A 25837-nucleotide genomic window follows, 5' to 3' on the forward strand; every position below is an offset into this window, starting at 1 on the left:
TTAGCTTAGCAGGACTCGCGGCAACTGGAATGGAAATTTTTCCACACTTTTTGCTCTATGGAGTACTTAATTTTACCGGAGTTTTCGTCGCATTCATTTGCACAGTGGGAGAATTCGGGTTTCTTAGGTCGATCGACAGAATTTGACCCGAACTGACGCGGTTGGGCAGTCGCCGCATCTGATCCAATACTTTTAACTGCGTCGGAAATTTAGAGCCATAGACACCAAACTGTACCGCACCCAGTTCTGTTTTGAGAATTAAATTTGTCGGATCTTCCCAGTTTGCTTCAAGCACTTTTACAGGACTCTGGCGCAGAGTGCGATAAAACTCTGCCCAGTCTGATCGATATTGCTCTGGATCACCCACGATTTTCAGAGGTGGAAGTTGCAGATTGGGATTTAAGGCTTTGTAATTGTCTTGCGAAATCCATATGCCTGTTTCGTCTAACAATCCAGGCTGAGCGGTTTTGGAGATCGTTTGGGCGATCGGAATGCGCTCTTGCACTCGGACGGTCAAACTTGGTGGCATCAATTGTCGATCGACAGTCGCTTCAGCGATGGGAGCTTTTTCTTTTAAAGCATCTGAAATCGCTTGTGGCTGAACCTTTAAGAGCGATTGCGGGTAGGCGATCGGTAGCAGATTACGAATTGTCTGCTCAGAGATAAATCGATTGCCTTTGATTGTAACCTGCTCTGGTTTGCGAATCACCCATTCTGGTAAAGTTGCAACCCAAACTGCGCCAATGGCAAGCGATGCGATCGCAATATTGCGCCAACTGGTTTGAAAAAATCGAGTCCGACGTTGACGACGCAAGGTTTTGCGACGCTGGGAAAGTTCGATGCGAGACACGGGGGCGATGCTTGTCATGGAGTGCGTGAGGCAACAAGAGCGGACTGAAACTGAATGAAGCCATTCTGACAGGACTGGGGATGGAACTCAAGGTTTAAATGGTCAAACCTGGTGTCCTTTCCGGTCTTGGGTTTCAGAGGTTTACTTTAATCGATTTCCTTGAAAGTGCAAGGTTTTTTAGTGAAGAGAGTGGGGAGTGGGGAGTAGGGAGTGGGGACTGGGTTAGCTTGGGGTTTCTTGTAGTAGGGTGGCGACTCTTTCTCCGAAATCTGGATCGACGTTGGCGAGGCTTAAAAGTTGCAAATACTCTTGACGGGTTAGTCCGGCTTTTTCAATGATGGCGATCGCGTCGGCTTCGATGTCTTGCTGGATTCTGACGGATTCTGAATCGGTTTCTGCGGCTTGTAGTTCTCCTTCTCGGCGCTCAATTAAGGCAACGACTTGTAGACACGCTTGCACGAACTGATTTAACTTCTCGGATGGGATCGTATCTGCATTGATCCCCGGACTGGCAACTGCATCGGATACGATCGAGATTTCCGCAGGATCTGGGTCTGCCCAAAGTGCGCTAGGGTTAGCTAGAACGCAGAAACATACGACTGCGATCGCTAACATCACTCTAATTATTCGGATCATTTTTGAGATGTCAGATTTGAAAGACGAACTAAAAGACGCGATCGATGAAGCTCAATGGGAATGGTTGATCCCGCACGCCGATCGCGGTGCTGTCATTATTGTCTCGAAATCGCTCGATTTGGTAGAAGTCGGCTACGCGATCGCCAATGATCAAGCGAGTTCTGTCAATCAATGGATTCAAGATAGCTTGCTCTACAAGCCGTCGATCGAGCAAAAAATCGTTTGGGATAGCGATCAAACGAAACGATTCAAAGCCCTTATTCTTCAGCCTTATGTTCTGGTTCAGGAACTAGCTGCTTAATCTCTGTAGGAAGTTCAAACTTCGGCATCGAAAACCCTGCTCCGGTTTTTCCAGTTGCAACCCATAACACGGCTCGCCCCCCGTCTCGAACTGCTTTACTCATCGGTTCTTCTGTCTGAGTAGACGGGATCGAGATGGGCTGAATATTGATCCCACGGCTGCCTAACACGATTTCTCCAATCACCTGTGCTCGTCGCATATGGTAATCGGATGTAATCAGATAGACACTGCGAACATTTTGTTGGCGTAGACGATCGACGACCGACGTGAAGTTTGTAACCGTATCGACCGCTTGATAATCTAAATTTAAACGCTCTAAATCAACTCCCGCTTTGCGAAAAACGCGTTCCGCATAATCGCGAGGCGCACCAGATGAAATCCAAACTGGTAAATCGGGATGCGATTTCGCAAATTGGGCACTAAAAAGCTCTCGATCCTCTGAGCCACCTAGCACCAGAATTGCGTCGGGCTTCTCAAAGTGTAATCTCAGCGATCGCACTCCCATCCACAGAAAAAAAGGTGTAAGCAGGAGCAACAAAGGAAACGAGCGCTTTCGTCTTCGAGCGGACTGATGAAATTGATTCGGCGAAACGGCTCTCAAGCGCACGATGCCACCCCTACGGATTGAAAAAACTCAAGCTTAACCTATCAGAGAGTTTGGCTTTTCTCAAGCGATTACTGACCGCGCGGACGTTCTTGAGCAGCTTGTTCGGACTGAGCTTGAGCGATCGCGGCTTGAATCCGAGGCAACGCAAAGAATTTCTGCGTATCTGCTAATAACTTTTCACCCCAAAGATTATCCTTGAGAAATTTCATCTCGCCGTATCTTGCATCGGTTTTCAGCGCGGCTTCAGCTAGGGTCGTTGCTTCGGTTTGATTGCCTTTGCGGAAAAGCGCAACTGCGATCGCTAATTGCGGCTCGGTGGTCGTTTTGGGATCTAGCGCGACCGATTGCCGCCACAGCTTGATTGCCTCGTCGATTTTGCCTTCTTCGTACCGAATCAAACCAATATTGTTGATCGCTGGCCAAAACTGCTTCTCTTGTGCGATCGCTTTTTCGTAACTCGCGATCGCCTCTCGATTTTTCTTCAACATCAGATAGGCATTGCCCATATCGAAGTAAGCCCCTGGCACATTCGGCTTAAGTTTCAGCCCTGCCTGAATATGCTTGATCGACTCTTCGTATTGCTGCTTCTGAAAATATGCAGTTCCCAACGCAAATGGGATCGCGGCATTGCGGGGATCGAGCGCTGCCGCCTGATTCAAGGCGGGGATCGCTTGCTCTGCTTGGTTTGTCTCTAAATACAATCCACCCAAAACCGCCCAAGCTTCGGGTCGCTTCGGAGCCAATTGAACTGCTAATCTCGCTCGTGCTAGCGCCAGTTGATTCTGATTGAACTGCGCCAACTGCGACGCTTCCTGAACTAAGCCAAGACCTTGCTGTTCAAGTTTTTCAAAATCAACTTGAGGAGCATGGGGGATCAGAGCTTGAGCGAAAGCGGGTTGGGCTGTCCACAACCCTAAGATCAAGCAGGCTGAGAAGAGAGAGACACGTTTGGGCACAACAAAGCCTTTGAAAAACGACGAGAGATGAAACTTTCCGTTAGCTTAATCGATCTTACTGAGTTTGGGACGCTGGAATCGAGAAAGAAGTTCGTTTTCAAGGGGCTAGCGCTCAGGGAATATCGGCGCGATTATTAAATTTGAACTCTACATCTTGAACTTTTCCGAAAGTAAGGGTAAATTACACGCTACATCTAGCGTCACTAAATTCTCCATCGTTTGAGGAATCCTTTCATGGTTCAATCGATTACCCTTCCTAAAATGAATGATTCAATTTCTACGGTTCCTGAGATTGATCCGCTCAACGATGGCAAAAGCCGGATTGCGCTCTTGTCACATATGGGCAGCGATCTCGATGTGGTCAATGATGCGAGAGCGAGTTTTGACAAACTCTCAACCGAACTCGATGAAAAAGATATCAAACTGATTCGCTACTTGATTCAGCATCATCACACGTCTCCTTTCCGAGGCGTTGTGTTCAAATTCAAAGTCAAAGCCCCGCTGTTTGTTGCGCGCCAATGGTGGAAGCATGTGATTGCGAGCAGCCATAACGATGAGCAAGTCGGCTGGAATGAAAAGAGTTTTCGCTATGTCGCGATCGAGGATTCTGAAGATTTCTACATTCCGCAATCGTTTCGCCAACAGTCAAAGAGCAACCGCCAAGCGACCTTTGGCGAAATTCCTGAAGATAATAACGAAAAGGCGTTGGCAATCTATCAGGCACAATGCGAAGCCAGCTACAAAGCTTACAAAGACCTGCTTGAGTTAGGAGTCGGACGAGAACAGGCAAGAGGTGTATTGGTTCCAAGCGTTTATACGTCTTGGGTTTGGACAGCTTCTTTGCAAACTGTCTTGCACTTTATTGGATTACGCAAAGGCGAAGGTGCACAGCAAGAAATCCATGCTTACGCCAGCGCGATCGAGCAGTTAATCCAGCCGATCGTTCCGCAAACGATCGCAGCTTGGGAGGAATTAAATCGATCGTTTTAACGGGTTTTTGGGATTGAAAAAGAACTTCTAAGCTGGAATTTCTAGCTTGAAGTTCTTTTTTCTTTGAGAAATCGACGGAAATCGCTTCGATCGCGCAGTAAGATTTTATGGACTCTTTTTAAAATCACTCAGATCAAAGAGGGACGTGCAGGAAGGCGGAACATGAACATCATCGAATTATTTCAGAAAGGCGGCGTGACGATGCTCCCGCTGTTTGTTCTTTCAATCTTGTCCCTAGGAGCCATTATTGAGCGATCGTGGTTTTGGTTTAACGTCCTCAATAAAGAGAAAGAAGTTGCGGGAAGAATTCTCGAAACCTCCCGGCGAGATTGGGAATCTGCAGTTGAAATTGCACGTCAATCTTATGATCAACCGATCGGACGGTTCTTATATGCCCCGATGCGGCTGAAAAATCCAGATCCTGAACTCTTCCGTCTCGCCCTAGAATCCTCTGCGGATGAAGAAATCGCCTCTATGCGTCGTGGCGACAAAATTTTAGAAGCCGTGATCGCGCTTTCTCCGTTGCTGGGTCTACTTGGGACAGTTATCGGTCTAATTTTGTCACTGCGATCGATCCGGATTGGTGATATTGGAACCGCTTCAACGGCTGGCGTAACAACTGGGATTGGTGAAGCGCTCATCAGTACTGCAACCGGGCTAGTTGTCGCAATTTTTAGCCTTGCGTTCTATCGCATTTTTCAGGGTCTTATTTTCAACCAAGCAAAGATTTTCCGCCGGACAGGCAACGATTTAGAATTGCTGTACCGTCAGAAATGGCAGATTACTCACGATCAAGCTTTGCCTCCCAACGATTTATAGACCCTTCTTGTCAGCGTTATGAAAATCAATCTTGACTCTCCCGCCGATGAAGCTCAGATCCAGATCATTCCGCTGATCGACGTGATCTTTTGTATTTTGACGTTCTTTATTCTTGCTGCATTGCAATTAACTCGTCAGCAAGGCATCGGATTAGAACTTCCGAAAGCTGAGACGAGCAGTGTTTTGATGAGTGAAATGTTGATCATTGGCATCGATTCTAATGGTCAAACCTATCTGTCAAATCAAGGGCAGAGACAACTCATCGATCGCACTCAACTCTTTCAACTCGTGCAGTCTTATCACCAACAACAGCCCGAAGGTCTACTGGTTCTCGAAGCCTCTCAAACGGCTTTTTATAACGATGTGATTCAAGTCTTAGATGTGATGCGCTCAGTCGCTGCTGATCGTGTTGCCCTCTCCACTGCACCTAACAATCAGCCTGGACAACAGCCGCAACCGGGTCAATCTCCTTTCCCGGGTTCTTCTCCCCAACTGACCCCTGCTCCCCAACTGATTCCAAATCCAACAGATTCTCTTCCTACCTCTCCCGGTACAAATCCAACGCTGACTCCTGGAGCACCTGTACAACCTGCACCCGGAAATACGATTCCTCAGCCGACCGTTCCCGGAAGTTCCTTATCCCCAAATAGTACTGCTCCTCAAACTGCTCCAGGGACTGTCGCGCCTCAAACGCCCTAATCAATCCTGAGTGAGAATCTTGGCTTGTGCTTCAGCACTGCGCTAAAATCAGCTTCTCGTCATTCTGGCTTAGATATGTCTGATACGCTCAACGCCGAACAGCATCGCCTCAAGATGCAGCGCCGCAAGGAAGTTCAAGACCAGCGCATAGCAGATCGCACGCGTGAAAAAGGACTGATTATCGTCAACACAGGCAACGGCAAAGGTAAAACAACAGCGGCTTTGGGCATGGTTTTACGATCGCTGGGGCATGGCTATAAAGTCGCGATCATACAATTCATCAAAGGAGCCTGGGAACCTGCTGAAAAAGCAGCCTTTGCACCTTGGGGCGATCAAATCGAATTTCACGCAATGGGAGAAGGGTTTACTTGGGAAACTCAAGATCGCGATCGTGATATTCTCCACGCGACAGCCGCTTGGGAAAAAGCACGTTCATTTATCCAAAACCCTGAGTTTCGCTTAGTTCTACTTGATGAAGTGAATATCGCTCTCAAGCTTGGCTATCTAGAAGTTGAAACAGTCCTCGCAGGATTAGATCAAAAGCCAGAAGATTCCCATGTCATTTTGACCGGACGAGGTGCTCCAAATGCGTTGCTCGATCGAGCGGATCTCGTCACTGAAATGACTCTCGTAAAACATCCCTTCCGAGAACAAGGGATTAAAGCACAGCCCGGCATCGAATTCTAAATTGCAATTTACTGCACTTAGACTCGCACCGCAGATTGGTTGAAAGACTGCGATGCGATTTTTTATGAAAATCCGTCAGTATTTATTCTGTAGCTATTCCGGTTCTATATGTATAAATTCTTCTAAGCAATTGTTTTGCTCTGTTGAGTTCGGCTGAGTTGATCGCGTCCATATCAAAAGCTTCTGCCTTTCCCAAACCAGGGAACACTATAGCAGAAGTCAGTAACAATTCAGCCTAAAACCAACCCACTATGTCTTCTCCACAACTGATTCAAAATCCTCTGATTCCTTCGGCACTGGACGGTTCTCTCAGCCCTGGCAACAGAACAGATACCTTTCAGATTGATCTACGTTCTTTTAGCAGCAGTTCGGCTCGCCTCTCCCTAACCAACCTGTCTGATGATGTCAATCTCAAAGTGCTCCGAAACAGCACGGTTCTTGCATCTTCTGAAAACACTGGTAAGCTGTCCGAATCGATTCTGCTGGGTTCCCAGCAAAATCTCCTTGCGCCTGATCTTTATACGATCGAAGTCACCTTGGCTGAAGGAACGAGCAACGCGACCTACACCCTGAATGTTCTTGCCAAAGCTGAAGCAGACCTCAGTAACATCTGGTGGCGCAATTCTGCTGCTGCCCAAGCCGCAATTTGGCGTATGAACGGCATCAATATTGCTGGCACAGAGCTTTACAGTCAGCTTCCAGCAGAATGGGAAATCCAAGGCGTTGAAGACTTGGATGGAGATGGAGAAGATGATTTGCTTTGGCGCAACATGAAATCTGGTGATGTTGCGTACTGGTTGTTTAAGGATGGGCAACGCGTTTCGACGGGAATCTCTTTTGGTGCGCCGATTCCCCTAGATTGGAAAATTGTTGCTGTAAAAGATCTAGATGGTGACCTTAATGCGGATTTAGTTTGGCATAATCCTCAAGCTGGACTGATTGGGCTATGGACGCTCAAAGCTGGGGCATTAATCAGCTCGAGTACGATTAATGTGGGTGCAAGTTGGCAGCCTCTTGCACCTGCTTATCTGGATGCGGACACCAAAGCTGACTTTGTTCTGCGCAATTCAGTGGGAGGGCAGATTGCGTTCTGGAAGCTGAATGGAACTGTGATTGAAGAAGGCACGATCGTCAACACAGGCCCGACTTGGATTCCTCAGTTCTATGGGGATTTCAACGGAGATCTGCAGGACGATATTCTACTGCGCGACACGAACAGTGGCGCGATCGCGTTCTGGCAAATGGATGGTGTCACCATCAAAAATTCTTGGCTGACCGGTGCGATCAGCCAGGAATGGCAAATTGAATCGATTGGCAATTTTGATGGAACTGCCAACGGAGGTAATGCAGATCTGCTCTGGCGCAATCGGAGAACCGGCGAAATGGGCATCTGGTTGTTTAACTCACAAGGGACTGGGTTTACCAAGCAAGCAGGAATTACCTTAAATAGTGCTGCCTACAACAAAGGTGCAGACTGGACGATCGCAGGCGTGGGCGATTTTAACAACGATGGCAAAGCAGACATTCTTTATCGCAATGAGCAGCAAGGACTCGTCGAAGTGCTGCTGATGGATGGAACCACTATCACTGACATCCAATCCTATAGTGGAATTGGTGTGGGTTGGAAAGTGCGCGGAATTATGGAGCGCAATGTCTCCTCGGAACCATTCGACATTAGCGATCGCACTTCAGTCGGTGGATTTGCCAGTGCGCTTGCTTTTGATATGGGAACGCTTGAAGGGCGCGGCACATACAAAAATGATGTGCGATCGGGCTTTGATGACTACTTCAAATTCACAACCCCTGTGAAATCGAATATTCGATTGGAGTTGTTCAACAGTCCGTCCGTACAGTTTGCACTCTTCCCGATTCTGTCAGACGGCTCCTTAGGATCTGCACTGACCTATAGCCAGGACATGGCGCTTGAGCTTGGTTCCTATGCGGTTCGCGTGTTCACGACCACAGGTACACCAACCAATTACGAATTGAGAGTGTTTGGGCAGCCCGAGTCTACTGATATTGCGACCGCAGGCTTGACGACAACGGTGACCACAGTCAATCTCAATCCGTCTGGACAAAACCAAACGCCGAACGTGATTACCGCAACGTTCAAGGTGAAGAACAATAGCTCAACGGCAATCAGCGACATTGAAGTGGGCTTTGTCATCTCGCGTGATGGTGTGATTGATCTGGATACGGGCACAACGGATACTCGTCTGGAATTTTTGGGTTCAACGGCTCCAGATAAGACAATTCTCAAGATCGCAACTCCGTTAGACCCAGGCGAAGAACGAGAATTTCAGGATATTCAACTGCTGCTGCCGAATACTGACGCTTCTTTCTGGTTTGTGGATGGTGAATATACGATCGGTTTAGTTGTCGATCCAAACAATCGTCTGACCGAGGATGATGAAACCAATAACTTTAATGGTGCTTTGGGAACCGATCGAGTGACACTTGAGATTCTTGACACAGACACAATTGCTATCGTCGGTTCACAAATGACTCTGATCTCAAATCCATCGACCTTCGCACCCGATGGAATTGTGACAGTGGAATTCACGCTCCAAAATCAGGGCAACCGATCATCCCCCAACGGTGTCGGTATCCCAATCCAGTTTCTCTTGTCAACTGATACTGTAATTACTCAACAGGGTGCAGAGGGTGGCGATCGCACTGCAATGGTGGTGGAGGATTCAGATCTGTTCTCCTCCTACATAGTGAGCCGTCCTCTCGATCCGAATAATCCGGTTCCGGTGCCTGCTTTGGGTGGCAAGAATGGTGCAGGTGGAGTCTCGAATACCTTCACCTTTATGGTTGACCTGAAACTGCCGTCCGCAGACTGGAGTGGATGGACTGATGGATCGACGACCTTCTACCTTGCGTCTTGGATTGATCCGCTGAACAACAGCGTTCCATTAGACGATCCTCTCGACAACAAACTCAATCCTGAAACGGCGGAAGACACCCTAGGTAAGAACTACCTCAAGTTCACGCTCTCCTAGTCTGCGCAAGAACTGAGTTAAGACAGGAATGCTGCAAAGGCATTCCTGTTTTTTTATTCTTCTTGGGCGATCGCTGGGGTCGTACACTGCATCGAAATATCGTTTGTTTTGGGGAACGACTCTAAGAGTTGAGCAAATAACTTAGTGTCAAAGCTGCGCGGGTCGAGACGTTGGCGCGATCGATCCACCAATCGATGCGTCGTAATCCGGTTATTCGGAACCCCTGTTTTTGCAACTAGCCATGCCAATGATTGATACTGAGCACGCGTATATCCGCTATGGCGTGATCCATTTCCCCGACCATCAGGTGGTGTGACTAACGAAATGTGATAGGCGAAGTTATTGACTGAAGGGGGAAATACCGGATTTGTTTTAACCGCTTCATCGCCTTTTGTACCGTTGAAAATCGAGTTGCCAGCCCCAAAAGCGCGTCGCTCAGGCGGAACTAAATAGACAACATTGCCATTTTCCCGAATCAGGGCGTGATAGCTGACTTGGTCATCATCTCTCGGATGCGGGGTTTGAAAATAATTAATCGCAGAACTGCCTGAACCCACTGTTTCGTGCAGAACCACGATCGGTTCATTGTCTACAGGGCGACCGAATAAATCTTGGGTGAATCGTCGTCCAAAGTTAGAAGGATGGGCGAGTGCAACTTCTTCTCTGGGACGATAAGTAGAATCAGCGTCTGGAGACTCTTGTCGGAAACGAGTCAAAGGGACTGTGCCTCGAATGGCAGGCAGATTTCTCAGTTTATTTTTGTTCGGGTTTGGTTTAACTGCGCAAGCACTGGATAAGAGGTCAGTTGTATCGGCAATGGGTTGACGCTGTGCGATCAATTGTAATGGCGAATTCCGGATTTGAATGCCGTCTAGCCAGGATGCTTGACCGGCTTGCATCGCAATTAAGAAACCGGATAGTCCAATAATCGCGATCGCAAATGCTTGAAAGAACCTCTTCATGCCTAAAAAATTACTGTATGTAAGAAATACTGCGTGCTGTTGAACAAGATAGAGTTTTTCTGAATTTAGTTCCAGAGAAAAGTCTATTGTGGTAAGCGCAATTTAATATACCTTGCCGTCTTGCACTTGCGGAGAAAAATTAGCGACCTTCGAGTTGGGCGACTTTTGCTTCGAGTGCTTCGATGCGATCGCGCGATTCAATCACCAAGGTGGCAAGCCGATCAAATTGAGCATCTGTAAACTTCGTTGGGCGTTGCGGGGGCAGGGCGTTTCTCGGAGCAGGCACTGAAACTCCTGGACTCGCACGAAGGGCAGAGAGTTGGCTTAATTGCGAGCGAATGCCCGCTAATTCTGATTCAACTCGGGCAAGTCGTGATTCGACGAGTCCAACTTGTGCCTGAGCGGGGAAAAAAGTTTGAAGGGTAAGCAGCATTAGCGCAATGCTGCTAAGGATTACGAGCAGCCTTTTCATTCTGAATCAATGCTCAATCTTTAACTTGATTAAACGTGGATCAGCAAGAGCCTGTCATCACGCTTGTGGTAGAACGCGATTGCAGCAAGGCTTGAAATCTCAAATCTTTCTGCAGTCTCGCAAAGACGCGATCGTTGGCGGCAATTTCTCGATAACCCGGAGCGAGCGCTATCGCCCGTCTTAAGTGCTCTAGTGCCCATTCTGAATTGTTTTGCATCGCATAGCAGCACGCTTCGTGGTAAAAAGCTTCTGCATCATCGGGTTCAATGCCGAGCGCTTTGTCATAGCTGGCGATGGCTTCTTCGTATCGTCCAGCACTTTGTAGGGCTGAGCCAAGTGAGATCCAGCCTTGAGAATCGTAAGGCTCGATCATCAGGGCGCGAATGTAACTGCCGATCGCTTCATCATGCCGGTGAATGCTATCGAGAATCGTGCCGCGATATTGCCACACCTTAGGATGATTCAGATGCAGCATCAAAGCATGGTCGAGGCTCTGGATCGCTTCTTCGGGTTGCTTGAGTTCCCAGAAAATCAAAGCGCGGAGCACCCAGAGTTTGAAGTTTTGCGGATCGATCGATAACGCCTGCTCGATAAAGCTGAGTGCGGTTGTCAATTGTCCCAATTTGCGCAGCACGATCGCTTGATTGAATAAAGCTGACATTTCACCCGGCTGAATCTGAAGGGCTGCGTCAAAGCTCGATCGAGCTTGCTTGAATTCGCCCATTGAGCCAAGAATCATGCCCCGCATACACCAAGGCTGGAAACGGTCTGGTGTCAACGAGATCGCTGTATTGATGCTGGTGAGCGCTTGAGGGTAAAGATCGAGTTTCCACAATCCATAGGCGCGGAAATTCCATAACTGCACATCGTTCGGCTCGAATTTGATGGCTTGATCGACGCGGTTGATTGCATCTTCGTAATTGCCCAATTTGCCGAGAATCTGCGCCTGGTAGCCCCATGCCTTGTAGTAATCGGGCTGGAGATTGACCGTTTTCTCTAAGCTGCGGAGTGCTTCTGCATACCGACCTAAATACGCTAAGGCTTTGCCTTTTTGATACCAGGACTTGAGGTGGGTCGGATCAAGCTCAATCGCTCGATCATAATAAGCAATCGCTCGATCGTAGTGCTTCAGTTTTGCCAGTGCTCGTCCGCAGTTGTACCAGACTTTCGGATCAGCTGGATTGAGTTGCAGGGCAGTCTCGTAATTCGTAATGGCAGCTTCGTAGCGCTTCAATTTGCCCAGAATATAGCCGCGATAGTGTAGAGTATCAGGATCGTTTGAATTCGCCTGATCCAGGCAGGCGATCGCGGCTTCGTGCCAGCCGTTTTGGCTCAGCGCGATCGCACGTCCCAACCAACCTTGAGACGGATTGAATGTTGTATCACAGCTAATACTTGTCATAGCACCTCCAGATTTCACTGCATTCCCGGTTCAGTGAGTTCGTTGTCGTTTGATTACGTTGAAGGTGATGCAACCCAATTGTGGGGAGATTCAACCGAACCCTGCAAGATTCAGACAAACCTAAGCGTGATCGCTGATTTGTTGCTCGAATTCTCGACGAGGTGACACGTAATGTATCACCTACTTCCGTAATTTCGCTTAGATATCCGGGTAGCGTCAATTAAGTTCACAGAGTTTTCATGCAGGCGAGGGGAACACGAATTCCTGACTAACGATTGATTTGGATCATTGAAGGGTTTCATCATGTCTCCCAATGACTCTTGATTGCTAGTCTTAATATTGTGTTACATAATGGGTAAAGGAAGAAATAAAAAGTGCTTATGTTTGGCGGATTTACTGGCTTTAAGCCCCCTTCCAATCAAACCGATTTTGGAGAGCAGATGCTCAATTCAGTGCTGAGTCAGTCCATTCGTCATCTATTTACAGAGAGCGAGAATGTGGATGTCTCGCTCAAATGTTTTCCATCGAGTAAGTTGCTGCAAGGGAGCATTGACAGCTTCAAAATGAGCGGTCGCGGGCTTTTGATCCGTCGCGAATTTTGGGTCGAGGAGATGTGGTTTGAAACAGATGCAGTTTCGATCGATTTTGGCTCGGTATTGTCTGGGAAAATTCGGTTGAAGCAGGCAGCGCAGGCTGTGGCGAAGGTAATATTGACTGAAGCTGGAATCAACAAAGCATTTCAATCCGAATTGGTGAAACCCCGGATGGAAAATATTACAGAGTCTTCTCTGATGGATTTATCGGGTGGGGAACCTGTTGCTTTTTCTGATGTTGAGCTGAAATTATTGCCGGAGAATCAGATTCGGATTTTAGCAAAGGCGAGTTTGCCGAATGGTATTGTGCCAATTTCTTTGACAGCGACGATTGGAATCGAACGTCGTCGTCGCATTTTGTTTCAAAATCCGCAATTTTCGGCAGAGGGAATTCCTGAAGCCCAGCGTGGAGTTTCAGAGTTATTGACGAATGCGTTTGCTCAGATTTTGAACAATATGGTGGATCTCGATCGATTTAATTTGGATGGGGTAACGATGCGGTTGAATCGACTCGATACAGAGGGCGATAAGCTGATTTTTAGTGGATATGCGGAAGTGACGCATTTTCCACGGCAGGGGTAAGTTTTTCGAGTAGGCGATTGATTCATTTCGCCTCAAGCCTGACGGGTTAAATTTGTATGTAAACGCGAACTGCAATAAAGGCGGATGATCCTCGGATCATCCGCCTTTAATCGGTGTATCTATTTTTCCTAACTGCTGACGTTCGCGGTGGGGATAGATTGGCGGTATTCTTCAACAATCTTGCGGAATTGGTCGCCTTCGATCGTTTCTTGCTCTAACAAGACATCGACTAAGCGATCGACTAAAGGACGATTTTCACTCACTAAGCGCCGCGCTTCCGCATAGCAGAACTTCGCGATTTCACGGACTTTGGTATCAATTTGGCTTGCCAATTCTTCGGAGTATTCTGATCGAGGCATCAAATTCCGTCCTAAGAACACCTCATCGCCCATGCTTTCAAAGGCAACTGAACCGAGATCAGACATTCCGAAAATTGTCACCATTTGGCGGGCAATTTGTGTGACTTTGCCGATATCGCTTGCGGCTCCCGTATCGATCGCATCTTCGCCATATACTTCTGCTTCAACGGCGCGACCGCCTAAGATTACCTTAATGCGATCAAGCATCCAGGCACGCGTATAAAGCCCACTATCGATCGTTTCTTCGTTTGGAATAGTCTGAGAGAACCCTTCAATTCCGCCTGCGCGTGGAATGATCGTGACTTTGTTCAAGGGGTCAGCATTCTCTAAAATCGTGGTCAGCAGGGCATGACCGATTTCGTGATATGCCGTCATGCGCTTGCGGTTCGAGTCGAGTAAGGGATTTTTGGACAGCCCAATCGACACTCGGTCAATCGCGTCGTCAATCTCTAGCATCGTCACCGCGTCTTTGCGCCGACGTGCCGTGAGAATCGCAGCCTCATTCAACAGGTTCGCCAATTCTGCGCCGGAGAATCCAGGCGTTTGCCGAGCAATTTTTTCGAGATCCACTTCGTCGGCTAATTTCTTATTGCGGGCGTGAACTTCAAGAATTTTCAGGCGACCTTTACGATCAGGTAAATCGACGCTAATTTGTCGATCGAATCGTCCCGGACGAAGTAATGCAGAATCCAAAACATCTGGACGGTTTGTTGCCGCAATAATAATGATACCTGCGTTGCCTTCAAACCCGTCCATTTCAGTCAGCAACTGATTCAAGGTTTGCTCGCGCTCATCATTGCCGCCGCCAATTCCAGCTCCGCGTTGTCGTCCAACTGCATCAATTTCATCGATAAAGACGATGCAAGGAGCATTCTCTTTTGCTTTTTTGAACAGGTCACGAACCCGGGAAGCGCCGACACCGACAAACATTTCGACGAATTCTGAACCCGAGATCGAGAAGAATGGCACTCCGGCTTCTCCTGCGATCGCTTTTGCCAGTAAGGTTTTGCCAGTTCCAGGTGATCCCACTAGGAGAACGCCTTTGGGAATTCGTGCGCCTACTGCGGTAAAGCGTTCTGGCTTCTTCAGAAATGTCACGACTTCTTGAAGTTCTTCTTTGGCTTCTTCAATGCCCGCCACATCATCGAACATCACACCAGTTTTGGCTTCCATCTGGAACCTGGCACGAGACTTACCAAAATTCATGGCTTGTCCGGGACCGCCGGGTGAGTTGCTTGATCGTCGTAAAATTAGCAGCAACCCAGCAATGAGCAGCATAAATAGCAGCAGGTTCGCAATCAAACCCACCAAAATACTATTGTCTGTGGTGGGTTTCGATTCAAACGTAACTTTGTTTTTGCGGAGGCGATCGATCAATTCTGGATTTCGTTCGAGCAGTTGCACTTCGATATCGGGTTCACTCTGCTTTTTGCCTTGGAGCCGAACTCTTGCAACATGCTGCGTTTCGTCGATTTCGACTCGCTCTACTTCTCCGGCATCAATTTTTTTCAGCAATCCAGTGTAGCTGAGAGATTCGCGGGCTTGAGCCATTGCGGGGACACTCATCAGGACACTTTGCAGGAGCATCCAGCCAACGATCGCGGATTTAGCCGCTTTCGATTTGGCTTTTGTCAGACGGAGTGAGAGCGCGAATTGACGAGAACCTTTGATCATGGGATTGCCTTATGCCTGGTGGAACGCGAAAGGGGCAGATCGCCCGTAAAGGGACGGTAACAATAATCTGTCCCTAGTCTAGCCTTCTCAATAGAGTTTGGACACTTGCGCGGCTCGAGTTTCTGAAGGACGGGTTTCGGGTGTATATTTGACAATTTTTAGGCAGTTGCGCTGACCTTGGCGATTGTAGCTGACTTCATCGGCGAGTCGGCGTAATAAAAACCAGCCGTATCCTCCTTCTTGAAGAGTTCCAGGCTGGGGTTCACGGATATTATTGGGATCAAAAGGTTGTCCCCAGTCCCAGATTTCAATCTCCATGCGATCGTCATGCAGCGCAACCTGAATATCAATTTGGGTTTCGTTGGATAAACCGGAATGAGCGTGCCGAACGGCGTTGGTAAAGCCTTCTGCAAGAGCGAGATTGAGACGGTGAAGCTGATTTTCCCGTCGTGGAAAGTGAGGATCGTGTTGAAACCAGAATCTCTCGAACCATTTCTGGACGTGGTTCAACACTGTAAGGTTACTACTAACCGACAGATGATCTTGCTGAAACATGCTCCGATTCGTCCACTCGATCGCGCGTCTGGGTGTGTAATGTTCAGTTCCTAACTTTAACTATGATACGTGTCTTTTCTCTGTCAATTCGTTGGATTTTCTACGAATGAGCCAGTGAGATTGCACACTTTTTGATACATAGAACAGGCGATGTCTATAGAGCTTTATCAACAAATCTTATTGAATTCAAGTGATTCGCGCTGCAATTGTAGCAGTTCTTTGATCCCCTTCTCGGCAAGGTTAACAATCTGATCCAATTGTTGTCGGGTGAAACTGCCTTGCTCTGCGGTTCCTTGAATTTCGATGATTTCCAGCGCATCATTCATCACCACATTACAATCCACATCTGCGCTTACGTCCTCCGGATAGTTGAGGTCAAGTAAGGCTTCGCCTTCGAGTAAGCCGACGGAAACGGCTGCGACTTGATGGCGAATGGGAGACTGGTCGAGTTCTCCGCATTGGATTAATGTGGCAATTGCGTCATGCAGTGCGACAAATGCGCCTGTAATAGAAGCAGTGCGAGTTCCAGCATCGGCTTGCAGGACATCGGCATCGATCGTCAGGGTGCGTTCTCCTAAGGCTTGCATGTCGAGAACCGAGCGCAAGCTGCGTCCGATCAGGCGTTGAATTTCTTGGGTGCGACCAGAGAGTTTGAGAAATTCGCGATCTTGGCGATCGGGGGTGGCTCCAGGTAACATGCGATATTCTGCGGTGAGCCAGCCTTGTCCTTTGCCTTCGAGGAAGCGGGGGACTTTGGGTTTGATGCTGACGGTGCAGAGAACTTGGGTGTCGCCACAGTGGGTGAGAACGGAGCCTGCCGAAAATTTGGTGAATCGGCGATCGAATCGGGTGGGACGGAGTTGATCGGGTTGCCGACCATCTGGACGCTGCCAGGACATGAAAATTCCTCAAATCTGTGATTTAGCATACCGTCTGGGGCGGGATTTGTTGGATTTCCCGGATTGTTTTCAGATTTGGAATTGCTAGGTGTCAAATTTCAACGCAACATCTAATACCACAGACTTTATAGAAAAAAACGGGCAATATCGCAGTGAAACTCAGGTAGGAGAGGGGATGTGAGTTGATCACCAACAACTAATGTGGCAACCAAAGTGAGTTGGGCATTGTTGCGGCGATAGATTTCTAAGCGTTGAGAGATGCGATCGACAATCCAATATTCCAGAACGCCTTGAGTGGAATAGAGCTTGAGTTTGGCAGAGCGATCGCGATCTTCATTCACTCTCCCAGAAGATAAGACTTCGACAACTAACTCTGGTGCGCCTTGGTAATGTCCAGCATCGTCAACGATTTGCGCATATCGTTGCTGACTTGTCCAGGTGACATCTGGAGAAACATTGTCGGAATCTGAAAAGATCAGCCCTGGCATGATTGAAGCTTGTCCAAGCCCAGTTTCAACTGACCATTGATCGAGAACAGCAAAAATGCGTCCGGTTACTTGCTGGTGTTTATGGTGAGGAGATCTCGTCACAAACAATTCTCCATCAATGATTTCATAGCGAATCCACTCGTTGTCAGGCAAAGCTTCAATATCGCGAATTGTCCAACGCAAATTGTTTGTCGTCTGACTCATGAGTGAATTCCTCAAGGGCTGATCTCAATCCTAAACTAATGAGGAAACATGCGCTCTGAAGCCTGCTTTTTCTAAAGCATCGACGGTTGCAGCTTCGTCTTGGACGCGGAATTGGGAGCCGAAACGGACGATTTGATTTTTTACAGGTGTACCTACGATCGCAATCACTGGAATTTTGGCTTTGTCTCGATCGCCTTGCTGCTGCAAAACAGTCTTTAAGCGATGACGTTCCATTGCATCGTCTGCAACTTTTGCATCGAGTTCGACCATCACCATGCGAACATCTTGAATCGGCTCTGCATCGTCAACAATGAATTGATATTGATCTTCGTCGCGCTTGTCGATTTTGCCCCAAACCATTAAGCGTGCATCGGGTTCGATCAAGCTACCAATTCGCTCAAAAGCTTTCGGGAAGACAACCGCTTCCGATCGACCTGTGAGGTCTTCGATTTGAATTACTGCCATTGCATCACCTTTTTTGGTAGTGACTCGTTTGACAGCCGTGATCATAATGATGGCGCTGACCGTTGAACCTTCTCGACAGGTTTGAATGTTGCCGAGACTGATTGGGGCGAGGACTTTTGCTGCGTCTTGCAATTGTTTGAGCGGATGATCGGAGATGTAGAAGCCGAGGACTTCTTTTTCGAGTCGGAGCTTTTCTTGAGAGGGGTAGTCTTCAACTGTTGGAGCTTTTGGAGCCGTTTCAAAGCTGCCTTGCTGAGTGGTTGCACCTAAGAGATCGAAGAGGCTGCCTTGTCCGCTGGCGCGATCGCGTGCTCTCGACTGTGCCCAATCCATCACGAGTTCCAGATCGCTTGCGAGTTGATGGCGATTGGGATTGATTGAATCGAGTGCGCCGCAGTGGATTAAGGCTTCTAAGGCGCGTTTGTTGATCGCACGGGAATCCACGCGATCGCATAAATCGGCTAAGGATTTGAACTTGCCATCTTGGTTGCGGGCTTCGAGAATTGCTTCGATCGCGCCCATACCGACGTTGCGCACGGCAGAAAGTCCAAAGAGAATCGCATCCCCGATCGGAGTAAAGTCAATGCCCGATCGATTGATATCAGGCGGAAGTACTTTGATACCCAAATTCAGACAAGTTGCAATGTAGCGCTGAACTTTATCTTGCTCTCCACTGTTGATGGTCAGAATGGCTGCCATGTATTCAACAGGATAATTTGCTTTGAGGTAAGCCGTTTGGAAGGTGACATACCCGTATGCCATTGAGTGAGATTTATTAAAGCAATATTCGGCGAACAACACCATTTGCTCGAATAGCTCTTCCGCGACTTTGGCAGAGACACCTCGCTCTTTTGCACCTTTGACAAACATGGCTTGGTGCTTTTCCATCTCAGATTTTTTCTTTTTTCCCATTGCTCGACGCAGCAGATCCGCCTGACCGAGCGAATACCCTGCCATGTCTTGAGCAATTTTCATGATCTGCTCTTGGAAGACCATGATGCCGTAAGTTTCTTTCAGGATTGGGGTGAGGATTTCGTGAGCATAGTCGATCTTCTCGCGCCCGTGTTTGCGGTTGATGAATTTAGGAATCAGCTTTGCATCGAGTGGTCCCGGACGATAGAGCGCCAGTACAGAAGAAATATCATCAATCCCATCCGGTTTGAGTTCACGCACGATTTGGCGCATTCCAGAAGATTCAAGCTGGAAGATACCTTCGAGTTCACCTCTTGCCAGTAGCTTGTAGACTTCTGGATCGTCGAGCGGCAAGGTATCGAGATCGAGTTTGATGTTGCGGCTTTGTTCGATTAGGTCGATCGTCTTTTCGATCATGGTGAGGTTCTTTAACCCCAAGAAGTCCATTTTGAGCAAGCCCAATTGTTCAATGTCTTCCATGGCGTATTGGGTCACAACACCGCCATCTTTGGTCATTTCTAAGGGCACGATTTCATCTAATGGATCTGCCGCAATCACGACCCCTGCGGCATGAACTCCGGTTGCTTTGTTTGTCCCTTCGATGCGGATTGCCATGTCTAACCAACGTCGATACGTAATCGGTGGATTGGTGTTGGGAATGACTTGATCTTGCTGGTACTTTTGGCTGAATTCTTTCGAGGGGGTTTCTTCGGGAGAAACCATCTTTTTGAGCTTTGTGGATTTGCCACGGAAAACGGGGATTTGCTTTGCCATACGATCGGCTTCGCTCAGCGGAATGTTCAACACGCGGGCAACATCTCGTAGGATGGCTTTTGAGTTCATCCGGTTGTAAGTGATGATCTGTGCAACCCGCTCTGTGCCGTATTTTTCGGTGACGTATTGAATTACTTCGCCGCGCCGCTCAATGCAGAAATCTGTATCTACGTCCGGCATCGATTTCCGTTCTGGATTCAGGAAGCGCTCGAAGAGTAGACCGTGATGAACTGGGTCAATGTTGGTAATTCCCAGTGCATAAGCGACGAGTGAACCTGCTGCGGAACCTCGACCCGGCCCGACGGGAATCTTATTGTCTCTGGCGTATTTGATATAGTCCCAAACGACTAAAAAGTAAGTTGAGAAGCCCATCTGCTTCAGCATGTTCAACTCGTAAACGAGTCGGTCTTGATATTCTTGGCTGATTTCTTCACGTGAGTTGAGCTTTTGCCGCTGAACTAATGCATCCCAAGTAATTTTTTCAATGTAGGAGTCGGCTGTATAACCTTCTGGAATTGGATAATTCGGAATTCTCGCTTCGCCTCCAAGCAGTTTGTATTCTTCAACTTTGTCTGCAACTTCTACGGTATTCGCGATCGCTGTTTCAATAATGTCTTGCGGCAAATGGTCGCGAAAGAGCGATCGCATTTCATCCGCTGACTTTAAATACTCAGTTCCGGTATATCTCAGGCGTTTATCTTCAGAAATCAGTTTCCCAGTCTGGATACACAACAATGCGTCGTGAGCTTCCACGTCATAGCAAGACACATAGTGAGAATCATTCGTTGCAACGAGTTTGATATCTAACTCTTTTGCAATTTGGACAATCTCAGGATTAACAATTCGTTCTTCTAGTAACCCGTGATCTTGAATTTCGAGATAGTAATCGTCTCCGAATAGCTCTTTATACCAAGTTGCAATCCGCCGAGCAATTTCAGGCTTCCCTTGTAGAATCGCTTGCGGAACTTCGCCACCGAGGCAGGCACTCGTCACAATCAACCCTTCGTGATATTCGGCAAGGAGATCTTTGTTGATGCAAGGACGCGAGAAAATGCCTTTACCTTGAACGCCTTTGAGATGTGAAATTGTGGTGAGTTTAACTAAGTTTTTATAGCCTTGAGTATTTTTCGCAAGGACAACTTGATGATATTTGGGACGGCGTTCTTGCTTCGTAATGTCGCCGTTGATGACATACATCTCATTGCCAATGATTGGCTTAACATTTTTACCTTGGCAAGTTTTAATGAGTTCGATCGCGCCATACATCACCCCGTGATCGGTTAATGCGATCGCAGGCATTTCGAGTTCAACGGCTCGATCGACCAGTTTGTCTAATTGTCCAGCTCCATCGAGCAAACTGTAATCGCTGTGAATGTGCAGACCGACGAAAGACATAATTCACTCAACCCACGCGAAGGAATGAGTCTTAGCGTAACCGATCTTGAACGCTATATTTATAAATTTTTTGAAGCTTTAACCCTACATATGGAGTTAACTCCTCAAATTTGGCGAACGTCCAAGGTCTAATACCAATGTACCAAATTTGGGGAGTAGGGAGTAGGGAGTAGGGAGTGGTTTCCATCTTTTCAGCCCATAACCGTTTACGCTGAAAATAGTGATTTCTATTGGGAAATATGTCGCAACTGATCCAAGTGATGCAAACCGTATTTGATAACCCTCCTGTGTCATTTAACCCAGCCAATCAAACGCTGAAAGGCTGGGCAATGTTTTGTTTACGCGATCGCGGTTTTATGGTTCAGCCTGCTCAAAATGCTGATTTTTACATTAGTACAAAGGGCGAAAAAACCGCATTTCGGGTGAGCCAGACTGAACCGAGCGACACGGCAACCGGATGGATCGTGGTGGATGCTGCGGGCAAATCTGCCAAGGTCATCGCACCGGAAGCGTAATGAACCTGTTTAGCGAACCTATTTAACGAACTGCAACGCGACGGATCGATCGGGCAACGCGAATTTTTTTAACTCGACGTTTTTTGGGCAAATCTGTTGAGAGGATATCTCGCATTTCTTGCCAAAACGGACGATCCGATTGATGCAAATCGAGCAAGACGATCGCAACGCTAAACAGCAAAACTCCAACCCCAGCCACGAACACTGCCATTGAAGAAGTGATTAACCATTCGGCACTAATCACCGTTCGGATCGACAACAGCAGCGTACTCGCAACAAATAGCGTCAGTGCGTAGTACATCACTAGAATGCCATTGTTTGCGGTCTTGACTCGCTGCTGGAGATGGCGCAATTGCTTTTGCAGCATGGCGAGGCGATTGGATTGCTCAAACCGATCGAGAATTTGAAAATATTCGATATTCGTAATTTGCAGGCGATTTTCGATCACACTGCGTCGTAGAAGTAGACCACCCAGTACAAATGCACAGGCAAGCAGCATTAGCACCGAATTGAGAATTAGCTGAATCAGTTGGGTTGTGTCGTCAATACTCATGCCGTGTTCTGATACTCTCTCTAACGCAAGCAGGATAACACAGATTTAGTACGAGGGTACTAAAATCTTTTAAAGAGCCTAGAAAGCATAGCTGGCAAGGGTTTGACGAATTGAACTCAAACGCTCGGTTTAGGCAGAATGCGAAGGAATTTAATAATCTGTCCGGTCACTTCGATGCTGATGAGAAAATTCTCGACCGTGAATCGATACCAAATTTCGCTTGTCTCAAGTGGTTGGAATTCGGGCAGATCTTGGAGTTGATGGGTGCGGTAAAACTCCTCAAACACAAAACTGTGCAGCTTTTGCATCGCTGCTGCTTCGAGTCCTTTGAGATCAATTAAGAAGGCGCGATCGTAGCGCACTTCTAACCTGGCTGGAAAAATCATGCTACCTGCCGATGAGGCTTTCGTCGGTTTCATAATGTGCGCGGTGTGGGTTGGAGGAGCGGTAAGAGTTGCATCGCTTCCTCGCGCGTTAGGGTGTCCCCCGGATTGTGAGTCCGTCTGCCATCAGCAATCGCTTTCAACATATACGCATCACAATAGGCTGTTTCTAGAACCGGCCAAAACGTTTCGAGTTCAGCATCAGACATGCGATCGATTAAATGGTGCGCGCGGTTGCGATAGAGATTCATAGCTAAGGAGGAGCAACTAGTCCCTTTGAGAATGCCCATCGATTTGCCGGAAATCCCGCTCAACTGGTGCGAATCAAGACAGATTGTGTTCCCGCTTACGGTACGATTTGCTTACACGATCGCAGTTCATGTTTATGCTAGATTACCTTTTCTCATTTGATCCCGGATTGATCGGCTATTTAGTGTTTCTCCTTGTCTCCGTTGCAATTTATGCAATTTTTAGTCTGGGGCTGAATTTACAGTGGGGCTACACCGGATTGATCAATTTTGGGCATGTCGCCTTTATGACGGTGGGAGCTTATACGACTTCGTTATTTACTTTAAGTGGAATGCCAATTTTCCTGGCTGTTTTGATTGGCGGACTATTGGCAGCATTGTTGGGCTTATTGATGGGGTTTTCAACACTGCGATTGCGCGAAGATTATTTGTCGATCGTCACGATCGGGGTTTCAGAATTAGTGCGATTAGTAGCGCTGAATGAGAGTTGGCTCACCAAAGGCGCATTTGGGGTTCAAAACTTTCCGTTGCCGCTGGCAGAATTTCGTCCCACTGTTGCGACTCGGATTGGCATGATTGCGATCGTCACTCCAATTTTTGCAGTTGTGATTTGGAAATTGGTGCAGCGGATCTTATCTCATAAAAAAAAGGTTCAGGCGATCGTATCAGGAGTGCTGATTTTGCTGACGCTGCGACTGTACAGTGTGGCTGCGGTAGCACTCTATAACTATCGGGACAATCAAGCGCGCAATGGACTGTTGTTCTTGTCGCTGATTACTTTAGCCATTGTGTATTGGGCATTAGAAAGATTAGTAAAATCGCCTTGGGGTCGGGTTCTCAAAGCCATTCGCGAAGATGAACAGGTTGCAAAGGCATTAGGTAAAAATGTGTTTAGCTACAAGCTACAATCCTTAATGCTTGGGGGCTTTATTGCAGGCATTGCGGGTGCATTTTTTGCTTGGCAGTTGAGTACGGTTTATCCGACGAATTTTGAACCGATTGTTACTTTTCAAGCTTGGATTATTATGATTCTGGGTGGAGCCGGGAACAATGCAGGCACGATTTTGGGAGCGGGCATCTACTGGGCTTACACTGCATTTACTCGCGATTTAGATGGAGTTCTTCGACTCGGGGCTGATCAAGTTGGGGCGCTGCGGATTATGTTGATTGGATTGATTCTCATGGTGTTGATGCGATTTAGACCGCAAGGCATTTTGGGCAACAAAGACGAACTGACACTAGGGAAATAATCATGCAGACTTCAAGTACTCCTGTCCTTTCTGCACGTGGATTGGTCAAAAGCTTTGGTGGAATTAAAGCGGTCAATCATGCGGCGATCGAGGTTCCCGCTGGAAGTATTACAGGCTTGATTGGACCGAATGGAGCCGGAAAAACAACGCTGTTTAACTTACTGTCGAATTTCATTCAGCCCGATCAAGGGCAAGTTCTATTCGATGGAGAGGCGATCGAGTCACTGCAACCGCACGAAATTGCTCAGCGTGGCATGATTCGTACGTTTCAGGTAGCGCGAGTGTTGTCGCGGCTTTCAGTACTCGAAAATATGCTGCTAGCGGCTCAGAAGCAAACCGGGGAGAATTTTCTTAACACCTGGTTACTAGCGGGTCAGATTCGCAAAGAGGAACGTGAAAACCGCGATCGAGCGATGGAAATCCTCGAATCAGTCGGCTTAGCAGCGAAAGCAAATGACTATGCAGGCGCACTTTCTGGGGGACAGCGGAAGCTTTTGGAAATTGCGCGAGCGTTGATGACGCGTCCGAGGCTTGTGTTACTCGATGAACCTGCGGCAGGAGTGAATCCAACGTTGATTCAGCAAATCTGTGAGTACATCCAGTACTGGAATCGGCAAGGATTAACGTTCTTGATTATTGAGCACAATATGGATGTGATTATGTCCTTGTGCGATCGCGTTTGGGTGTTGGCAGAAGGAACCAATCTTGCAGATGGAAGTCCTGCTGAGATTCAATCCAATTCAAAGGTACTAGAGGCTTATTTGGGACAGTAAAATTTTGGGATAGCAAAAAATCGACCAACTTGATCAAAGCCGATGAGCTTTGATCAAGTTGCAGACTAAATAGAAATCTTCTGAGTTCTATTCCTTTCAGACGCTCATTGGCTGGTATGCAGCACTTGAGAAGTGTAGTCGAAACTGCCTATTGGCGAATCATGTCTTGAACCTGCTGGCGCAATTGGGGATTCGATCGGACAATCTGGAAAATTTGATTGAATCGGGGGATTTCTAGCCCTTCTTTTTTCACCGCAGTTTCTACCTTAGAATCATTGTCCTTGCTGATTTGGGTCAATTTTGCAATTACACGATCGTACTTTTGCCGCTCCCCTGTTTCCACGGGTTTAGATGGCTTTTGCTGCGGATTGTTTTGAGAACGGAAGATCTCATCAAACCGTTGCTCGGTTAATCCTTCCGATTGAATTGCCTGAGTTGCCTGTTTTTCTGCTTCACGGCTGATCGCTAAGACCTGTTTGACTGCATTTGCAAATTGGCGAGTTTCGGCAGGAGTCACCGTCTGATTCGCAGGCTGGCTTGTTGGAGCAGGTTTGCTGGTTGGAGTTTGAGCTTGGACAGGCATCTGACACAGTCCACCTATCACCAAGACACATCCACTCAAGAGAAGTCGCTGAATCATTTTAATCTCCAATGTTTTGCGCCATCTTATCGAGGCAACCTGCGATTCACATCCGTTATCAGACCTTTGATCCGCGTTACATCTTTCAGCAAGTCCATCTGTAGATATACCCACATTGATAGAAATCAGTCCCCTTGATAGAGATAGTCAAAAAGCTCGATCGATAAAACAGTGAGTAGGTCAGTCTTT

The 25837-nt window shown here is 47.6% G+C and carries 26 protein-coding genes; 10 read left to right on the forward strand and 16 right to left on the reverse strand.

Going from position 1 to position 25837, the window contains the following annotated elements:
• Window positions 1–55 precede the first annotated feature (55 nt).
• Complete coding sequence (locus ACMUEV_RS18825) at window positions 56–868, reverse strand: cell division protein FtsQ/DivIB (protein WP_190648272.1); 813 nt, start codon at window positions 866–868, stop codon at window positions 56–58.
• Window positions 869–1072: 204 nt separating this feature from the next.
• On the reverse strand, window positions 1073–1486 hold the full coding sequence (locus tag ACMUEV_RS18830) for a DUF4168 domain-containing protein (RefSeq protein ID WP_242044256.1): 414 nt from the start codon (window positions 1484–1486) through the stop codon (window positions 1073–1075).
• A gap of 7 nt (window positions 1487–1493) precedes the next feature.
• Between ACMUEV_RS18830 and ACMUEV_RS18835 the strand changes: the two genes are divergently transcribed.
• Complete coding sequence (locus tag ACMUEV_RS18835) at window positions 1494–1787, forward strand: DUF2288 domain-containing protein (RefSeq protein ID WP_190648274.1); 294 nt, start codon at window positions 1494–1496, stop codon at window positions 1785–1787.
• Here ACMUEV_RS18835 and ACMUEV_RS18840 read toward each other — a convergent pair.
• Complete coding sequence (locus ACMUEV_RS18840; RefSeq protein WP_239741311.1) at window positions 1744–2325, reverse strand: YdcF family protein; 582 nt, start codon at window positions 2323–2325, stop codon at window positions 1744–1746. The two genes, ACMUEV_RS18835 and ACMUEV_RS18840, sit on opposite strands and share 44 nt — an antisense overlap.
• Before the next feature lie 137 nt (window positions 2326–2462).
• Entirely contained in the window at window positions 2463–3350 is an 888-nt protein-coding gene (locus tag ACMUEV_RS18845; protein ID WP_017287538.1) for a tetratricopeptide repeat protein, read from the reverse strand.
• A gap of 234 nt (window positions 3351–3584) precedes the next feature.
• Between ACMUEV_RS18845 and thyX the strand changes: the two genes are divergently transcribed.
• The 5 genes from thyX to ACMUEV_RS18870 all read left to right on the forward strand — a co-directional run bounded on the left by thyX (window position 3585) and on the right by ACMUEV_RS18870 (window position 9550).
• Entirely contained in the window at window positions 3585–4340 is a 756-nt protein-coding gene (gene thyX / locus ACMUEV_RS18850) for an FAD-dependent thymidylate synthase (RefSeq protein WP_190648278.1), read from the forward strand.
• Between the two features lie 162 nt (window positions 4341–4502).
• Window positions 4503–5159, forward strand: coding sequence for a MotA/TolQ/ExbB proton channel family protein (locus tag ACMUEV_RS18855; RefSeq protein ID WP_017287536.1), 657 nt, complete (start codon window positions 4503–4505; stop codon window positions 5157–5159).
• Between the two features lie 18 nt (window positions 5160–5177).
• A complete protein-coding gene (locus ACMUEV_RS18860) occupies window positions 5178–5858 on the forward strand; it encodes an ExbD/TolR family protein (protein ID WP_017287535.1) in 681 nt (226 codons plus the stop codon).
• A gap of 75 nt (window positions 5859–5933) precedes the next feature.
• Window positions 5934–6545, forward strand: coding sequence for a cob(I)yrinic acid a,c-diamide adenosyltransferase (gene cobO, locus ACMUEV_RS18865; RefSeq protein WP_017287534.1), 612 nt, complete (start codon window positions 5934–5936; stop codon window positions 6543–6545).
• Between the two features lie 251 nt (window positions 6546–6796).
• A complete protein-coding gene (locus ACMUEV_RS18870) occupies window positions 6797–9550 on the forward strand; it encodes a CARDB domain-containing protein (RefSeq protein ID WP_190648281.1) in 2754 nt (917 codons plus the stop codon).
• Window positions 9551–9603: 53 nt separating this feature from the next.
• On the opposite strand, the gene ACMUEV_RS18875 is transcribed toward ACMUEV_RS18870, so the two are convergent.
• From ACMUEV_RS18875 to ACMUEV_RS18885, 3 genes are all read right to left on the reverse strand, one after another.
• Window positions 9604–10512, reverse strand: a complete 909-nt coding sequence (locus ACMUEV_RS18875) for a peptidoglycan recognition family protein (protein ID WP_190648284.1) — start codon at window positions 10510–10512, stop codon at window positions 9604–9606.
• Between the two features lie 139 nt (window positions 10513–10651).
• Window positions 10652–10945 (reverse strand): hypothetical protein, encoded by a 294-nt coding sequence (locus ACMUEV_RS18880; RefSeq protein ID WP_017287531.1) that lies wholly within the window; start codon window positions 10943–10945, stop codon window positions 10652–10654.
• A 79-nt stretch (window positions 10946–11024) separates the two neighbouring features.
• A complete protein-coding gene (locus tag ACMUEV_RS18885) occupies window positions 11025–12386 on the reverse strand; it encodes a tetratricopeptide repeat protein (RefSeq protein ID WP_190648286.1) in 1362 nt (453 codons plus the stop codon).
• Window positions 12387–12766: 380 nt separating this feature from the next.
• On the opposite strand from ACMUEV_RS18885, the gene ACMUEV_RS18890 reads away from it, so the two are divergent.
• Window positions 12767–13561: a DUF2993 domain-containing protein gene (locus ACMUEV_RS18890; RefSeq protein WP_017287529.1), complete on the forward strand. Its 795-nt coding sequence runs from the start codon at window positions 12767–12769 to the stop codon at window positions 13559–13561.
• A 128-nt stretch (window positions 13562–13689) separates the two neighbouring features.
• Here ACMUEV_RS18890 and ftsH read toward each other — a convergent pair whose 3' ends face one another.
• The 5 genes from ftsH to ACMUEV_RS18915 form a co-directional block, all read right to left on the reverse strand.
• Entirely contained in the window at window positions 13690–15594 is a 1905-nt protein-coding gene (gene ftsH / locus ACMUEV_RS18895; RefSeq protein ID WP_190648288.1) for an ATP-dependent zinc metalloprotease FtsH, read from the reverse strand.
• An 87-nt stretch (window positions 15595–15681) separates the two neighbouring features.
• Window positions 15682–16149 carry an ATP-binding protein gene (locus tag ACMUEV_RS18900; RefSeq protein WP_017287527.1) on the reverse strand — a complete coding sequence of 156 codons (468 nt, stop codon included), beginning with the start codon at window positions 16147–16149 and terminating at the stop codon, window positions 15682–15684.
• A 167-nt stretch (window positions 16150–16316) separates the two neighbouring features.
• Window positions 16317–17048, reverse strand: a complete 732-nt coding sequence (rph, locus tag ACMUEV_RS18905; RefSeq protein ID WP_190648290.1) for a ribonuclease PH — start codon at window positions 17046–17048, stop codon at window positions 16317–16319.
• A gap of 125 nt (window positions 17049–17173) precedes the next feature.
• Window positions 17174–17740, reverse strand: coding sequence for a Uma2 family endonuclease (locus ACMUEV_RS18910; protein WP_190648291.1), 567 nt, complete (start codon window positions 17738–17740; stop codon window positions 17174–17176).
• 30 nt (window positions 17741–17770) lie between these two features.
• Complete coding sequence (locus tag ACMUEV_RS18915) at window positions 17771–21286, reverse strand: DNA polymerase III subunit alpha (protein ID WP_190648293.1); 3516 nt, start codon at window positions 21284–21286, stop codon at window positions 17771–17773.
• A gap of 239 nt (window positions 21287–21525) precedes the next feature.
• On the opposite strand from ACMUEV_RS18915, the gene ACMUEV_RS18920 reads away from it, so the two are divergent.
• The gene (locus ACMUEV_RS18920) at window positions 21526–21801 is read left to right on the forward strand and encodes a hypothetical protein (protein WP_190648295.1); all 276 of its coding nucleotides are present in this window, start codon (window positions 21526–21528) and stop codon (window positions 21799–21801) included.
• Window positions 21802–21823: 22 nt separating this feature from the next.
• On the opposite strand, the gene ACMUEV_RS18925 is transcribed toward ACMUEV_RS18920, so the two are convergent.
• The 3 genes from ACMUEV_RS18925 to ACMUEV_RS18935 form a co-directional block, all read right to left on the reverse strand.
• Entirely contained in the window at window positions 21824–22354 is a 531-nt protein-coding gene (locus ACMUEV_RS18925; RefSeq protein ID WP_017287522.1) for a DUF2721 domain-containing protein, read from the reverse strand.
• 116 nt (window positions 22355–22470) lie between these two features.
• On the reverse strand, window positions 22471–22773 hold the full coding sequence (locus ACMUEV_RS18930; RefSeq protein ID WP_190648297.1) for a cytotoxic translational repressor of toxin-antitoxin stability system: 303 nt from the start codon (window positions 22771–22773) through the stop codon (window positions 22471–22473).
• The gene (locus ACMUEV_RS18935) at window positions 22770–22988 is read right to left on the reverse strand and encodes a hypothetical protein (RefSeq protein ID WP_190648300.1); all 219 of its coding nucleotides are present in this window, start codon (window positions 22986–22988) and stop codon (window positions 22770–22772) included. The genes ACMUEV_RS18930 and ACMUEV_RS18935 overlap by 4 nt, the downstream gene beginning before the upstream one ends.
• A 134-nt stretch (window positions 22989–23122) precedes the next feature.
• Between ACMUEV_RS18935 and ACMUEV_RS18940 the strand changes: the two genes are divergently transcribed.
• Together ACMUEV_RS18940 and ACMUEV_RS18945 are read left to right on the forward strand one after the other, a co-directional pair.
• Window positions 23123–24235: a branched-chain amino acid ABC transporter permease gene (locus ACMUEV_RS18940; protein ID WP_415354620.1), complete on the forward strand. Its 1113-nt coding sequence runs from the start codon at window positions 23123–23125 to the stop codon at window positions 24233–24235.
• Window positions 24236–24237: 2 nt separating this feature from the next.
• Complete coding sequence (locus tag ACMUEV_RS18945; RefSeq protein ID WP_190648302.1) at window positions 24238–25008, forward strand: ABC transporter ATP-binding protein; 771 nt, start codon at window positions 24238–24240, stop codon at window positions 25006–25008.
• A 148-nt stretch (window positions 25009–25156) separates the two neighbouring features.
• On the opposite strand, the gene ACMUEV_RS18950 is transcribed toward ACMUEV_RS18945, so the two are convergent.
• Window positions 25157–25648, reverse strand: coding sequence for a DUF4168 domain-containing protein (locus tag ACMUEV_RS18950; protein ID WP_017287517.1), 492 nt, complete (start codon window positions 25646–25648; stop codon window positions 25157–25159).
• Between the last annotated feature and the right edge of the window lie 189 nt (window positions 25649–25837).

This window comes from Leptolyngbya sp. FACHB-1624 (assembly GCF_047649235.1).
Taxonomy (GTDB): Bacteria; Cyanobacteriota; Cyanobacteriia; order Leptolyngbyales; family Leptolyngbyaceae; genus Leptolyngbya; species Leptolyngbya boryana.

Excerpts from the sequence above, each read along its gene's own strand:
- ACMUEV_RS18915 (WP_190648293.1), bottom strand. The coding sequence starts at position 21,286 with ATGTCTTTCGTCGGTCTGCACATTCACAGCGATTACAGTTTGCTCGAT.
- ACMUEV_RS18935 (WP_190648300.1), bottom strand. The coding sequence starts at position 22,988 with ATGAATCTCTATCGCAACCGCGCGCACCATTTAATCGATCGCATGTCT.
- ACMUEV_RS18825 (WP_190648272.1), bottom strand. The coding sequence starts at position 868 with ATGACAAGCATCGCCCCCGTGTCTCGCATCGAACTTTCCCAGCGTCGC.
- ftsH (WP_190648288.1), bottom strand. The coding sequence starts at position 15,594 with ATGATCAAAGGTTCTCGTCAATTCGCGCTCTCACTCCGTCTGACAAAA.
- ACMUEV_RS18860 (WP_017287535.1), top strand. The coding sequence starts at position 5,178 with ATGAAAATCAATCTTGACTCTCCCGCCGATGAAGCTCAGATCCAGATC.
- cobO (WP_017287534.1), top strand. The coding sequence starts at position 5,934 with ATGTCTGATACGCTCAACGCCGAACAGCATCGCCTCAAGATGCAGCGC.
- ACMUEV_RS18925 (WP_017287522.1), bottom strand. The coding sequence starts at position 22,354 with ATGAGTATTGACGACACAACCCAACTGATTCAGCTAATTCTCAATTCG.
- ACMUEV_RS18885 (WP_190648286.1), bottom strand. The coding sequence starts at position 12,386 with ATGACAAGTATTAGCTGTGATACAACATTCAATCCGTCTCAAGGTTGG.
- ACMUEV_RS18855 (WP_017287536.1), top strand. The coding sequence starts at position 4,503 with ATGAACATCATCGAATTATTTCAGAAAGGCGGCGTGACGATGCTCCCG.
- ACMUEV_RS18910 (WP_190648291.1), bottom strand. The coding sequence starts at position 17,740 with ATGAGTCAGACGACAAACAATTTGCGTTGGACAATTCGCGATATTGAA.
- ACMUEV_RS18890 (WP_017287529.1), top strand. The coding sequence starts at position 12,767 with ATGTTTGGCGGATTTACTGGCTTTAAGCCCCCTTCCAATCAAACCGAT.
- ACMUEV_RS18880 (WP_017287531.1), bottom strand. The coding sequence starts at position 10,945 with ATGCTGCTTACCCTTCAAACTTTTTTCCCCGCTCAGGCACAAGTTGGA.
- thyX (WP_190648278.1), top strand. The coding sequence starts at position 3,585 with ATGGTTCAATCGATTACCCTTCCTAAAATGAATGATTCAATTTCTACG.
- ACMUEV_RS18930 (WP_190648297.1), bottom strand. The coding sequence starts at position 22,773 with ATGAAACCGACGAAAGCCTCATCGGCAGGTAGCATGATTTTTCCAGCC.
- ACMUEV_RS18920 (WP_190648295.1), top strand. The coding sequence starts at position 21,526 with ATGTCGCAACTGATCCAAGTGATGCAAACCGTATTTGATAACCCTCCT.
- ACMUEV_RS18950 (WP_017287517.1), bottom strand. The coding sequence starts at position 25,648 with ATGATTCAGCGACTTCTCTTGAGTGGATGTGTCTTGGTGATAGGTGGA.
- ACMUEV_RS18945 (WP_190648302.1), top strand. The coding sequence starts at position 24,238 with ATGCAGACTTCAAGTACTCCTGTCCTTTCTGCACGTGGATTGGTCAAA.
- rph (WP_190648290.1), bottom strand. The coding sequence starts at position 17,048 with ATGTCCTGGCAGCGTCCAGATGGTCGGCAACCCGATCAACTCCGTCCC.
- ACMUEV_RS18875 (WP_190648284.1), bottom strand. The coding sequence starts at position 10,512 with ATGAAGAGGTTCTTTCAAGCATTTGCGATCGCGATTATTGGACTATCC.
- ACMUEV_RS18900 (WP_017287527.1), bottom strand. The coding sequence starts at position 16,149 with ATGTTTCAGCAAGATCATCTGTCGGTTAGTAGTAACCTTACAGTGTTG.
- ACMUEV_RS18835 (WP_190648274.1), top strand. The coding sequence starts at position 1,494 with ATGTCAGATTTGAAAGACGAACTAAAAGACGCGATCGATGAAGCTCAA.
- ACMUEV_RS18830 (WP_242044256.1), bottom strand. The coding sequence starts at position 1,486 with ATGATCCGAATAATTAGAGTGATGTTAGCGATCGCAGTCGTATGTTTC.
- ACMUEV_RS18870 (WP_190648281.1), top strand. The coding sequence starts at position 6,797 with ATGTCTTCTCCACAACTGATTCAAAATCCTCTGATTCCTTCGGCACTG.
- ACMUEV_RS18940 (WP_415354620.1), top strand. The coding sequence starts at position 23,123 with ATGCTAGATTACCTTTTCTCATTTGATCCCGGATTGATCGGCTATTTA.